This window comes from Peribacillus sp. FSL K6-5616 (assembly GCF_038008245.1).
In the GTDB taxonomy this organism is placed as follows: domain Bacteria; phylum Bacillota; class Bacilli; order Bacillales; family DSM-1321; genus Peribacillus; species Peribacillus frigoritolerans.
On sequence record NZ_JBBOYT010000001.1, the window covers coordinates 2,072,810 to 2,085,763 of the forward strand.

Sequence of the window (12,954 nt, forward strand, 5' to 3'; positions counted from 1 at the left end):
GCGGAGCAGAAAAGCTCCGTCTTTTATTTGTTTTTCCTGAATGGCCTTGGTGTTAATTCCCCAATAAGGTTCACTCTTCTGGAGTGGCCTGCCATCGTAAAAAATATATTACTGTTGGAAATATTTTCTTGACAATTTAAAAACAGATGAATAGAATAAAATGGAAAGTCAGTAAGTACTGACAGTCCATTCGGAGGAAGTGAGAGCATGAATAGCAGTAATAAGCTTAGTACCGATGATAAGCTGCTGTTGGCGGCAATCGATCTAATTGCAGAGAAAGGGTACAATGGTGTTTCTACTCAGGAAATTGCTGGTTCCGCAGGTTTTAGTGAAAAAACACTATTCCGTCGGTTTGGAAGCAAGCAAAATCTTTTAGAAACGGCATTTGACCGATATCATTATGCTGAAGAGATGACCAAACTTTTTAATGAAGAGCAAATCGTGTGGGATTTGCATTCAGATTTACAACTGATCAGTCGAACATATCATGAAATCATGAATCGTAACCGGAAAATGATTATGATAAGTATCAAGGAGGAAGGCAATTTACCTGGTTTTCGAGAAAAAACACAAAAGCATCCCCGACTGTTACTGGGAATTTTGACAAACTATTTTAACACGATGCATGAAAAAGGAAAGCTTATTCCCACAGACCCAGAGCTTCAGGCATTGTCGTTCATGATGATGAATTTTGGTGCCTTTATGAACAATCTTGATGCCGATGAGAACTATCCAACCGTGTCCCTGGAGGTATTTATCATGGAGAGTGTGCAAACATTTACTAGGGCTTTGACTCCCTAGTTTTTGAATAATTATAATGACAGTTAGTACTGACGTACCATTGTGATTGTAAAGGAAATGCCAATTTTTAATGAACTAAAAAAATAGATTAAATGACAGGAGATTATGAATATGAAATCAAGTAATACAATAGTATGGATTAATGTATTTACAGCTAAACCAGGCAAACTAGATGAATTGGTTGCTATCCAAGCTGAAGAACTGCTCAATTTCAAGAAGGGATCACAAGGTGTTCCCGGTTGGATCAGCAGCCGTTGGCATCGTTCTGTAGATAATGATAAGGCAATTATGGTAACGACCTTTGAGAGTATTGATTTTCATAAAAATTGGTTAGAAAAAAGTGAATTCAGAGAACATCTTAACAAAATAAACCATCTGATTGAAGATACAGAAGGTGGGTACTACACGTTAGTGGAAGAGATTGAAAATATGTAAATCCATCAACTTATAAAGGTTATATTCTTAAAACAATTAATTGGCCAGTCAGTTTTTACGAGGAGGCGAAAACGTTGGAAAAATTAAAGATTGGAATTATCTTAGGAAGCACACGAATAGGACGCGTAAGTCCACAAGTGGGAAATTGGGTTAAAGAAATAGCTGATAAACGAGAAGATGCAACTTATGAAATCGTCGATATCGCAGATTTCAAATTGCCGTTTTTTGGAGAAGGCACTGGTAAAGAACCAGGATTATTAGCTTGGTCAGAAAAACTCTCTAGCTTGGATGGTTTTGTGTTTATCGTACAAGAATATAATCACAGCATTACAGGGGCATTAAAAAACGCACTTGATTCCGCACGTGATGAATGGAACAACAAAGCTGCGGGCATCGTAAGCTATGGTTCAACCGGCGGAGCCCGTGCAGCCGAACATTTGCGTGGCATATTAGGGGAATTACTAGTTGCGGACGTTCGTGTAAATCCAACATTATCGCTATTTACAGACTTTGAAAACTTCAAAACGTTTAAACCAGCTGATTTACACCTTGGTAATGTCCATGCAATGCTAGATCAAACAATTGCATGGAGCGGTGCGCTAAAAAATTTACGTTAAGCTTGATAGTTTACTAGCTAGGTCCTTCCTCTCTAACTATTTAACAAAAATTCATGTTAGTAAGTACTGAAACCTAAATAAATGGTGCATAAAGAGCTTACTCCTTAAACAGGCTGCCTCTACATTCAAACCATCTTTTCACTTCAGTGATAAGTGAATTCGGATCGTATATTTTAAACAAAACGAGACAAAACGAGACAGCAATCTCATTTTGTCTCGTTTTGTTTCTGCTGAAAATAGCTAAAGTCCTAATTTTATCGCCTCCCATTTTGGCACGGCAATTGCACTATATAAGATTGACTCGCTATTACTGATTGGGGGCTGAAAAATGGAAACGGTTCAATCGAATGAAATAAAGTTATCACAGGACAAAGCTTATTGGATGTACAAGAAAATGCTGGAGATCAGAAAATTCGAAGACCAAGTTCATGAATCTTTTGCAAAAGGGATTTTACCTGGGTTTGTCCATTTATATGCAGGGGAAGAAGCGGTTGCTGTTGGTGTATGTGCCCATCTATCCGAAAAGGACAGCATTACAAGCACCCACAGAGGCCATGGCCACTGTATTGCAAAAGAATGCGACCTAAACGGGATGATGGCTGAAATCTATGGAAAAGTGACCGGGCTTTGCAAAGGAAAAGGCGGTTCCATGCATATTGCCGATTTGGATAAAGGGATGTTAGGTGCAAACGGGATAGTCGGTGGAGGCTTTCCGCTCGCATGCGGTGCAGCATTAACTGCCAAATATAAAAAGACCGATCACGTTAGTGTATGTTTTTTTGGTGACGGTGCCAATAATCATGGGACATTCCATGAAGGGATAAATCTGGCGGCAATCTGGAAGCTGCCCGTAATATTCATCGCTGAAAATAATGGGTATGGGGAAGCCACGCCTTTCGACTATGCTTCTAGCTGTAAAACGATAGCCGATCGTGCGATAAGCTACAATATCCCGGGTGTCCGGGTGGATGGGAAAGATGTATTGGCTGTGTATAAGGCTGCTGAAGAAGCCGTTCAGAGGGCTCGCAGGGGAGAAGGCCCATCATTGATCGAATGCGTTACTTATCGTAATTATGGCCACTTCGAGGGAGATGCACAGAAGTATAAAAAGGAACAAGACAAAAAGGAGCATAAACAAGAGAAAGATGCGATTGCCCTATTTAGGAATTACTTGCTGAATCAGAATCTGCTGGCGGAAAAAGAACTGATTTCTCTTGAGAATGCCGTTGCGGAATCTATTAAACAAGCAGTCAAGTTCAGTGAAGATAGCCCATATCCAGAGGCATCCGATTTATTAAACGATGTTTATGTATCTTATTAAACTATAAAAGGAGGAATTGAGATGAGTAGAAAAATCAGTATGTCACAGGCAATAAATGAAGCAATGGCCATGGCAATGAGAAAAGATGAAAATGTCATCCTTATGGGAGAAGATGTAGCCGGCGGTGCAGAGGTCGATCATTTGCAGGATGACGAAGCATGGGGGGGGGTTTTAGGTGTCACGAAAGGATTGGTTCAAGAATTTGGCCGGGATAGAATCCTTGATACACCCATTGCGGAAGCAGGATATATGGGAGCGGCCATGGCAGCCGCTTCGACAGGCTTGCGACCGATTGCCGAGTTAATGTTCAACGATTTCATTGGCAGCTGTTTGGATGAAGTATTGAATCAAGGTGCGAAGTTCCGCTATATGTTTGGCGGTAAAGCACAGGTTCCCGTGACGATCCGTACGATGCATGGTGCAGGGTTCAGGGCTGCAGCTCAGCATTCACAAAGCCTTTATGCCTTGTTCACCAGCATTCCTGGATTGAAGGTCGTCGTTCCCTCATCCCCCTATGACGCAAAAGGGCTCTTACTTTCAGCCATTGAAGATAATGACCCCGTCATCTTTTTTGAAGATAAAACGCTATACAACATGGTAGGGGAGGTTCCGGAAGGCTACTATACAATTCCAATCGGTAAAGCTGAAATGAAAAGGAAAGGCTCGGATTTGACAATCGTTGCCATCGGTAAACAAGTTCACACCGCGATGGAGGCTGCTGAAAAACTCACAGCTAAAGGCATTGAAGTTGAGATTGTCGATCCGCGGAGCTTGTCACCACTGGATGAAGAATCGATTCTCTCCTCTGTGGCAAAAACAAATCGTTTGATCGTGATCGATGAAGCGAACCCAAGATGCAGCGTTGCAACGGATATTGCCGCACTGGTGGCGGATAAGGGGTTTGATACGCTCGATGCGCCAATTAAGAGGATTACGGCACCACATACACCTGTCCCTTTTTCTCCACCGCTTGAAGATTTGTACCTTCCTACATCAGAAAAAGTGATACAAGTCGTTTCAGAATTATTAGGGGAACCTTCCATTCTAGGAGTGTAAATAAATCCAGATGCATGCTCCAGCTTTTTTGCATTGAACTGCAAAAGTTGGAGCAACAAAACCAATGATGGACAAACAAACCATTATGAAGGGAGAAATTAGATATGGCTGTCGAAGTGGTAATGCCGAAATTGGGCATGGCAATGAAAGAAGGCACTGTTTCGTTATGGAGTAAGGCTGTTGGGGATCCAGTCGAAAAAGGTGAAGCAATAGCCAGCATCAATTCAGAGAAAATAGAAATGGATATTGAATCTCCAGCGGAAGGTACGATTCTGAATATAGCTGTTCAAGAAGGACAAGGAGTACCTCCAGGAACCGTTATCTGTCATATCGGAGATCCGAATGAAAAAATAAAGATCGATGAACCTGTTGCTGTAGAGACCCAGTTGAAAATTGATGAACAAGAAAAGCCGAAAACAAAAGAGTCCCCCACTTTGCCAATGGGAGATCGATTGATGATCACTCCGGTTGCACGAAAAATGGCACAGGCAGCGAATCTTGACATTGAAAAGATAGAAGGCACCGGGCCAGGAGGAAGAATCACTAAAGAAGATGTCCAGAAAGTAATTGAGGAAAGGGATTCCATCCCGGTAAATACAGAAAAAAGAATAGTTCCGCCCAAACCTGCTATAGAGAGTCAGCAGCAGATTCCTGTTATGGGAATGAGGAACATCATTGCCAAACGTATGAAAGAGAGCTTGCAAAGCAGTGCCCAATTAACGCTAACGATGAAAGTTGATGTCACTGATCTAGTCATTTTGCAAAAACAGGCTACAGAAACACTGCAAAAACACGACTCAACTAAATTGACTATAACGGACTTTGTTGCCAAGGCTGTCGTGCTTTCACTTAAAGAGCACCCTAAAATGAATAGTGCCTATATTGAAGATAACATCATTTTGTATGAGCATATCCATCTTGGATTAGCGGTGGCATTGGAGAATGGACTAGTGGTTCCCGTCATAAGAAATGCCGAAAATTGTACCCTAAGACAGTTATCGAATAAGGGTAAGGAGTTGGCCCGGTGCGCACGTGACGGTCAATTGCCAATTGAAGACATGCAAGGGTCCACTTTTACAATCAGTAACCTCGGGGCATTTGGCGTTGAGCATTTTACACCCATTCTCAATACTCCGGAAACGGGGATACTTGGAATTGGCTCTGCTTACGATACCCCGCTTTATATTGGTGAAGAATTGGAGAGGAGAACGATCTTGCCACTCAGTTTAACTTTTGATCACCGTGTACTGGACGGAGCACCCGCTGCTGCCTTTTTACAAACACTAAAACGGTATTTAGAAGAGCCGATCACCGTTATTTTATAGAAAAGGAGGGAAAGCCTTGAATCGTATAGTTATTATAGGCGGTGGTCCTGCAGGGTATGTAGCGGCAATCACTGCTGCCCAGCAGGATAAGGAGGTCATATTGGTAGTCGATGGGCCATTCGGCGGAACCTGTTTAAACGAAGGCTGCATGCCAACGAAATCATTATTGAAAAGTGCCGATACGTATGACTTGGTGAAAAATGCCGGGCAAATGGGAATTCGCCTTTCCCCCCATTCGATTGAAGTCGATTGGGATACCGTACAGGAACGAAAAAGAGAGGTCATCTTTAAACTAGTGAACGGCATTCGATATTTAATGGGTAAGAATAAAATAAAAGTTATACAGGGCAGAGCTTCTATCCTTTCAAGCAATCGACTGCGGATCGAGAACGGAAATGAAAATGAAGTGATTGATGCAAGTAAGATCATCATTTCAACGGGTTCTGAACCGATTCCACTACCTTTTGCGCCGTTTGATGGTGAATGGATCATTCACAGTGGTCATGCCATGTCACTTCCTGCCATTCCCGATTCCCTGCTAATTGTCGGAGGGGGCGTCATCGGATGTGAATTTGCCAGCATTTATAGCAGGATGGGCGCCGAGGTTACCGTTATCGAAATGGGGGAAAAGCTGCTTCCAGGGGAAGATGAGGATATCACGAGCATACTGCATGAAGAATTGAAAAACCAAGGCGTTACGGTCCATACCTCCACAGCTGTCAAAAACATCAATGCAACCAGTAAAACAGTATATTTAGAGAATAGCGATGGCAAATTGGAAGAAATGCAAGCTGATTACGTACTCGTATCTATAGGGAGAAGACCAAGAGTGAACGGAATAGGCTTAGAGGAAAACGATATTGATTTTTCCCGACTTGGCATCTCGGTGGATGATCGAATGCAAACAAGCAATCCATCGATTTATGCCTGCGGTGATGTGGTAGGGGGCATCCAACTTGCCCATGTAGCTTTTCATGAAGGGCGTGTGGCGGCCCTGAATGCCTGCGGTCAATTTGCACAAGTGAATTACCGGGCAATCCCTCGCTGCATTTATACCTCCCCCGAGATTGCGAGTGTAGGCTTGACCGAAAAAGAAGCGCGTCAAAAATATGGTGAAATAAAAGTAGGTGAATTCGCTTTTTCGGCAAATGGGAAAGCTGTCCTTTCCAATAAACCGGTAGGAAAGGTCAAAATCCTAGTGAATCCACAATATAATGAAATTTTAGGTTTTTCCATTGTTGGTCAGCATGCAACAGAATTGATTGGACAAGGAACGATCATGCTGCATGCAGAAATAACGGCAGATATGATGGAAGATTTAGTGGCGGCGCATCCAACCTTGTCGGAAGCCATACATGAAGCTCTTTTAAATGTTGTTGGTCAAGCTGTGCATTGCTAAAACTGAAGGGGGAATTTGTATGGCTAGCGGTCAACGGACGGCGATAGTCACTGGTGCAGGTCGTGGTATCGGACGTGCCATTGCTTTAAGATTAGCTCAAGATGGATTGAATGTGGTCATTAACGACGTCAATCTGGATACGGCTGAATCGGTCGTGAATGAGATAAGGGAATTTGGACGTGAAAGTTTTGCCGTTAAAGCGGATGTAAGCAATAGACGGGAAGTATTCGAAATGGTGAATCAAGTTGTGGAACGTTTTGGACAACTGGATGTTATGGTTTCAAATGCAGGAATTGCACAAATAAAGCCTCTATTGGAAGTAACTCAAGAAGATCTTGAACAGATTTTCAATATAAATGTAAATGGTGTCCTCTTTTGCCTGCAAGCCGCGGCAGAACAAATGAAAAAGCAAGAAGGCGGGAAAATCATAAGTGCTGCCAGCATCGCCAGTTATAAAGGATTTAGCTTACTAGGTACATACTCGGCCACGAAATTTGCCGTAAGAGGAATTACACAAGCAGCAGCACAGGAATTAGCCCAGTTTGGCATTACGGTGAATGCCTACTGTCCAGGAATTGTCGGGACGCAAATGTGGGATTTAATCGATGAAAAAATGGGTCAATATATGAATCTTGCTAAAGGGGAAACATTTAAAAAGTTTACAGATTCCATAACCTTAGGACGCTCCGAAACCCCAGAAGACGTAGCGAAATTCGTCTCTTACCTCGCTTCACCGGATTCGGATTATATGACAGGTCAATCCATCATGATTGATGGAGGAGTTATTTTTTCATAAACTTTATTGTTTTAAATGGAGAAGCATCATGTGAATGATCACATGATGCTTTTTTTGTAAACTCAATCTATATATTGTAAGCGAATACATAATCTACTATAATTAAAAAGACCTCGAATAACATCCTATTTTATTACTCCATGGTATTTTTCCTCTAGATTGACTGGTCAAATGAAGGTTCAAACCAAATGATTAGAGGAGGATTATATGCTATCCACCAGTTGTTATCTACGTATATGGGAACGCTTTGTCAGTGAAGGGGTTCTCGATTCAAATCGTCTGAACAAGCGAATAATGGAATCCTGGTATCGCTGCAAAAAAGATCAAGTCAACCCATACCTTAATAAAGGCAAACATATTTTGACGGATGAATTATTGGACATTCAAAGAGAAAAAAACTCCTTCCTATTAGAAGTGGCATCACCCCAATTATCCAGGATGAATCAATCGATAAAAGAATCTGGAATGATGGCTTTATTGGTCGATCCGGATGGGTATGTCCTTTCACTTTCCGGAAACGAGAAAATCCTCGATGAGGCAGGAAAAATAAATTTTGTGGAGGGCGTATGCTGGACGGAGGGTGAGGTCGGAACGAACGCAATTGGAACAGCTTTGAAAACGGGTGAAGCCGTAATGATCCAAGGTACCGAGCACTATTCGATTGCCTCGCACAAATGGAGTTGCTCTGCGATGCCCATATTAAATGAAGACGGTAAGATATTGGGAGTTTTGGATATATCATGTCCAGTAGAATATTTCCATCCCTCCATGCTGGGGATGGTAGCCAATTTGGCATATACGATCGAACAGGAAATGGGAATGCGTTCCTATAAAAAGGAGCTGGCACTGACCCAGCACTCGATAGAACTTGCAGAAACCTATCCAGATTTGCCTTTTATCGTATGTAATCATAAACAAATGATAATCTCCGCCAGTAAACAGGTTCGCAAAAAAATTCCTCAATCCATTGGTATGGCGTTGGCCGATCTGTTAAATCATGGATATCGAATCGTAAAGGAAAATCCGCTTCTATCCAAAGAGGATAATAGGATTTCCGGTAAGTGTTTATTCTTATCGGAGAATCATGGTCGTGAAGCCAATAGGCTTTTTCCTGCTTCAATGCCTTTAGAAAGATTTGCCTTCGAAGGGGAAAGAGGGATTAGTGAATCCTTTCATAACACATTAAGTAAAGTGAAGCTTGTTGCACCGACAGAAGCAAATGTGTATATATCCGGTGAAACAGGTGTCGGGAAAGAGCTTATTGCCAAGGCTATTCATGATAATGGCATCCGCAAAAAAGGACCGTTCGTCACGATAAATTGCGGAGCCATACCTAAGGATTTAATGGAAAGTGAACTATTCGGGTATGTTGAGGGCGCTTTTACAGGTGCTAAACGGCAAGGTCACAAAGGGAAGTTCGAGCAGGCAAATGGAGGAACCATTTTTCTCGATGAAATCGGTGAAATCCCTTCAGCGATGCAGGTTGCCTTACTGCGTGTTCTTCAGGAAAGAAAAATCGTTCCGATCGGCGGCACAAAAAGCATATCATTGGATATTCGCATTATCACTGCAACACACCGTAATCTTGAAGAGCTTGTCAATGAAGGGTCCTTTCGGAAGGATTTATACTATCGGCTGAACGTTTACCCCATTCATGTACCTCCCTTAAGGGAAAGGATTGAAGATATTCCTTATCTAGTCAACTACTTGTGTTCGAAGAATAATTGGAATATTCCATTAACGGAAGAATTATTGAATCGTTTAAAGGAGTACAATTGGCCAGGCAATATTAGAGAATTGCAGAATGTACTTCAGCGATTGACCATCTTACTAGCAGAAGGACCTCTGGATTATGTTAAAGTGTTGAATTCCATGCATTCACAGCCGGTTACACAGCATGATGATTTCCCTGCATGGGAGGAACCTGGTGGTAAAAAAGGAATCAAGGGAAATGAACTGACGATCCGTGAAAAAATTCAACGGGATCTAATGATAGAGGCATTACAAAAATCAAGAGGAAATGTCACTGCTGCAGCAAAGCTGATGGATATACCAAGAAGTACATTTTACAAGCGGCTCCATAAGTATGGTATATAGACATGCGTGTGTACATTATGTAAGAAAAGCAGACTTATAGAAATCCTTGAAAAATGAAAGGGGTATGGCAAATGAAAACGAGAATGACAGAATTATTGGGGATTGAATATCCGATTATTTGCGGCGGGATGTTTCAAGTTGGCCGAGCCCCGCTCGCAGCCGCTGTTTCAGAAGCGGGGGGACTTGGTATCATCACTTCGAAAACACAGGTGACACCAGAGGGTCTCCGTGATGAAATACGCAAAGTTAAAACTTTGACCAAGAAACCCTTTGCTGTCAACCTGAACCTGTTTCCAAGTCAAACGGCAACCCCGAATGATGAGTTCATCGATATTTTAATTGAGGAAGATGTGAAAATTGTTGAAACGAGTGGCCGAAGCCCAGAAAGTTTAATGCCCAGACTTAAAGAGCACGGCTTTACCGTGTTACATAAGGTAGCGAACGTCAAAAACGCTGTGTCTGCAGAGAAATTAGGAGTCGATGCCATTATTATTGTCGGGAATGAAACAGGAGGACATCCAGGCATGGGGGATGTAGGAACGCTTGTCATGCTCCCTAGAGCCGTTGACTCTGTAAATATACCAGTAATAGCTGGAGGGGGATTTTCGGATGGGAGGGGCCTTATCAGCGCCTTATCACTCGGTGCTGAAGGTATCGTCATGGGGACTCGCTTTATGGCAACGCAAGAAGCACCGATTCATGAAAACGTGAAGCAGTGGATGGTATCGGCCAATGAAACGGATACGGTCGTCATCCAACGGAATATAGGCAGTCCTTCGCGTGTAGCATTAAATGCCGTCAGTAAAGAAGTGGACAAACTTGAAAATGAAGGTGCCACTATAGAGGAATTGATTCCGCTAATTACGGGACAAAGAAGCAAGAAAGTTTACTTTGAAGGAAATTTAGACGGAGGCATCTGGTCATGCGGTCAATCCGTAGGACTCATAAAAGAAATATTGACCGTCAATGAACTGATCAAACAAATCGTCCAAGAAGCAAAAAAACTCGTTCGAATTCGTCCAAAGCCGTATCGAATCCATTCGAACATAAATAACCTAACTGGAACATGCGATCAATAGTGATTTCGTGTTCCTTTTTTTATCTATTAAACATAAAGTTCCATACGTGGTCAAGAATAGACTTTTTCAAAAATGCATGACCGTTATTTATATCAGAAGAATGATTTATAACGCTAACGAGAAAGGTCAATTCAATAGAATAAAGCTACATAGCCCATCAATTACTTGCTAACTAACTTTCAGCAGCTTCTTAATAAAGACTTTCACAAGTAAAAAACCAAAGAAAAAGGTAATTAACATTTCGTGAGTGTTTACATAACATTTTTATTAAAGCTTGAGATCTTAAAACCATTCTAATTTCTTCTGGCATATTTAATTCCTGAAACTTTTAAACCTTTTTATATAAAATGTAAAAATCGACTTTTACGATATTATTTCTCTCATGAGAAACAAGAAATGATTGCTGAAAGTAGGTGTGGCTCTAAACAAATTTGATTTGCCTTATAACGTTTGCTGCACATATGAAAGCGGTCAATGCTTGTTATTGTACAGCAAAACTCGATGGCGGATTGAGCATCATTAAGTTTAAAACATTTTTTAAAGGTTATTCATGCTATAGGCTGCTATGGGGTTAATTAAGAAAGCTTATAGGAGATTATGTGTGGCTAAATGGAGGATCTATCATCAATTTCAGGTGGAAAGCGGAACTTTCATGATAAAAAACCTATTGAATTGTCATTAAGGTAAATTATATTTATATAATTTTTATTGAGTGTTAACCCGTGATTTTTCTCATTTAGCCATTTAATTTATATATAAGAATAATAAAAATGATAAATTATGTAAATAAAGCAGGGATATTTAGATTACAGCAGAAATATTAGATGACGATTCTTTGAATAGGTCTTTAGGAAAGGAAAGGAGGGAGCAATATGAAGAAAAAGATTAGTTGTGCACTTACCCTAGCTGCTTTTTTAATAGGAGGGGCAATCATTTATTACTCAATTTCTATATCTTTATACACAGCTACAGAAGATTTAAATGAATTCCCTGTACCTAAAAATGCTGAATTGGTTCAGTTAAATGAACAAGGGAATAGATATGAATGGTCAAGGGCTTCTGAAGAAGACGGCATTCCATATGGATATGCAATGGCCCTTAAAGCGAATGGATGGAAAAAGGGGAAAAGTGAGGGCGCTTCAGTTTTATACATGAAGGGAAATAATACAATAGATTTAATTACCACAACCAAGCAATTAGAGATCCTTAGAGTGAAATGACTAAAATGATAAATACTAATTGAATAATCCGATCTATAGCATAAAAATGACTGAAAACGAAATATGTTAACAATTAGCAGATAAATTAAAATTCAATATATAAATCAAGAAAATTTTAATGACCGTAACTGATGTGAAATTAGCTTAAATCCAAATCTTATTGCGAATTTAAACCGAATTTTTAATTGAAGATCAATCATTTTAATTGGAACAATATTTATTTACGTTTTAAAGTATAAGTTAACAATGACTGATTAATAAAAAAATTATAGATAAATAATGGCAATGATTAAATATAAAAAATCTGCATCTTGTCTCACTAAGTTAAGTATTCTTAAGATATGAGACAAAATAAACATTAAAAATACAACTTCCTATAATATATATTATGTAAACTAGAAAAAATATTTAATAAAAATGTTCCTTTCCTTTCATGTCTACCGCCCCTCAACTATTAAACATTTTTAACAACGACAATCCTTGATTATAGTCATCCATTACGGAAAATATTTTTACGAATGTTTTAGCTTCTTTATTTTCCTTTTATGATTAATTCTAAATTCCTGTCAAGACTTTCTTCTTAAAATTATTATCTAATTGATAAATATCCTTGTTGAACCGTTTATTATTTGATTCATTTCCTTATTCCCGAAATAATTCACAAATATTCACAAAATACCCCATTCATAAATCTAAATATTGCCTTTTTCCCATAACTGCAGAATTTAATTTTCATGGTATTTCACAGCACATTCTCCTCAGTTTTATATAGGTTTTTTTATGTTCGGTATAGGGCTCTTCTTGCTCC

Annotated in this window: 11 protein-coding genes; all 11 read left to right on the forward strand. The window is 40.2% G+C overall.

The features are described from left to right. Positions 1–207 precede the first annotated feature (207 nt). The 11 genes from MHB45_RS10000 to MHB45_RS10050 all read left to right on the forward strand — a co-directional run bounded on the left by MHB45_RS10000 (position 208) and on the right by MHB45_RS10050 (position 12,146). Positions 208–801 carry a TetR/AcrR family transcriptional regulator gene (locus MHB45_RS10000; RefSeq protein ID WP_072272984.1) on the forward strand — a complete coding sequence of 198 codons (594 nt, stop codon included), beginning with the start codon at positions 208–210 and terminating at the stop codon, positions 799–801. Positions 802–912: 111 nt separating this feature from the next. Next, on the forward strand, positions 913–1,236 hold the full coding sequence (locus tag MHB45_RS10005; RefSeq protein WP_048684483.1) for an antibiotic biosynthesis monooxygenase family protein: 324 nt from the start codon (positions 913–915) through the stop codon (positions 1,234–1,236). A gap of 74 nt (positions 1,237–1,310) precedes the next feature. Continuing rightward, complete coding sequence (locus MHB45_RS10010; RefSeq protein ID WP_048684481.1) at positions 1,311–1,853, forward strand: NADPH-dependent FMN reductase; 543 nt, start codon at positions 1,311–1,313, stop codon at positions 1,851–1,853. A 328-nt stretch (positions 1,854–2,181) separates the two neighbouring features. Then, positions 2,182–3,174, forward strand: a complete 993-nt coding sequence (locus MHB45_RS10015) for a thiamine pyrophosphate-dependent dehydrogenase E1 component subunit alpha (RefSeq protein ID WP_048684478.1) — start codon at positions 2,182–2,184, stop codon at positions 3,172–3,174. Between the two features lie 21 nt (positions 3,175–3,195). After that, entirely contained in the window at positions 3,196–4,230 is a 1,035-nt protein-coding gene (locus MHB45_RS10020; RefSeq protein ID WP_048684476.1) for an alpha-ketoacid dehydrogenase subunit beta, read from the forward strand. Between the two features lie 104 nt (positions 4,231–4,334). Next, the gene (locus MHB45_RS10025; RefSeq protein ID WP_072272985.1) at positions 4,335–5,555 is read left to right on the forward strand and encodes a dihydrolipoamide acetyltransferase family protein; all 1,221 of its coding nucleotides are present in this window, start codon (positions 4,335–4,337) and stop codon (positions 5,553–5,555) included. 16 nt (positions 5,556–5,571) lie between these two features. Next, on the forward strand, positions 5,572–6,954 hold the full coding sequence (gene lpdA / locus MHB45_RS10030; RefSeq protein ID WP_072272986.1) for a dihydrolipoyl dehydrogenase: 1,383 nt from the start codon (positions 5,572–5,574) through the stop codon (positions 6,952–6,954). A gap of 19 nt (positions 6,955–6,973) precedes the next feature. After that, the gene (locus MHB45_RS10035; protein ID WP_072272987.1) at positions 6,974–7,750 is read left to right on the forward strand and encodes an acetoin reductase; all 777 of its coding nucleotides are present in this window, start codon (positions 6,974–6,976) and stop codon (positions 7,748–7,750) included. A gap of 207 nt (positions 7,751–7,957) precedes the next feature. After that, positions 7,958–9,847: a sigma-54-dependent Fis family transcriptional regulator gene (locus tag MHB45_RS10040; protein ID WP_072272988.1), complete on the forward strand. Its 1,890-nt coding sequence runs from the start codon at positions 7,958–7,960 to the stop codon at positions 9,845–9,847. A gap of 71 nt (positions 9,848–9,918) precedes the next feature. Further along, the gene (locus MHB45_RS10045; protein ID WP_072272989.1) at positions 9,919–10,926 is read left to right on the forward strand and encodes an NAD(P)H-dependent flavin oxidoreductase; all 1,008 of its coding nucleotides are present in this window, start codon (positions 9,919–9,921) and stop codon (positions 10,924–10,926) included. Positions 10,927–11,798: 872 nt separating this feature from the next. Beyond that, positions 11,799–12,146: a hypothetical protein gene (locus tag MHB45_RS10050; RefSeq protein WP_048684466.1), complete on the forward strand. Its 348-nt coding sequence runs from the start codon at positions 11,799–11,801 to the stop codon at positions 12,144–12,146. The last annotated feature ends 808 nt before the right edge of the window (positions 12,147–12,954 follow it).

Coding starts and splice junctions, on each gene's coding strand:
- MHB45_RS10000 (WP_072272984.1), top strand. CDS start 208: ATGAATAGCAGTAATAAGCTTAGTACCGATGATAAGCTGCTGTTGGCG.
- MHB45_RS10005 (WP_048684483.1), top strand. CDS start 913: ATGAAATCAAGTAATACAATAGTATGGATTAATGTATTTACAGCTAAA.
- MHB45_RS10015 (WP_048684478.1), top strand. CDS start 2,182: ATGGAAACGGTTCAATCGAATGAAATAAAGTTATCACAGGACAAAGCT.
- MHB45_RS10020 (WP_048684476.1), top strand. CDS start 3,196: ATGAGTAGAAAAATCAGTATGTCACAGGCAATAAATGAAGCAATGGCC.
- MHB45_RS10025 (WP_072272985.1), top strand. CDS start 4,335: ATGGCTGTCGAAGTGGTAATGCCGAAATTGGGCATGGCAATGAAAGAA.
- MHB45_RS10035 (WP_072272987.1), top strand. CDS start 6,974: ATGGCTAGCGGTCAACGGACGGCGATAGTCACTGGTGCAGGTCGTGGT.
- MHB45_RS10040 (WP_072272988.1), top strand. CDS start 7,958: ATGCTATCCACCAGTTGTTATCTACGTATATGGGAACGCTTTGTCAGT.
- MHB45_RS10045 (WP_072272989.1), top strand. CDS start 9,919: ATGAAAACGAGAATGACAGAATTATTGGGGATTGAATATCCGATTATT.
- MHB45_RS10050 (WP_048684466.1), top strand. CDS start 11,799: ATGAAGAAAAAGATTAGTTGTGCACTTACCCTAGCTGCTTTTTTAATA.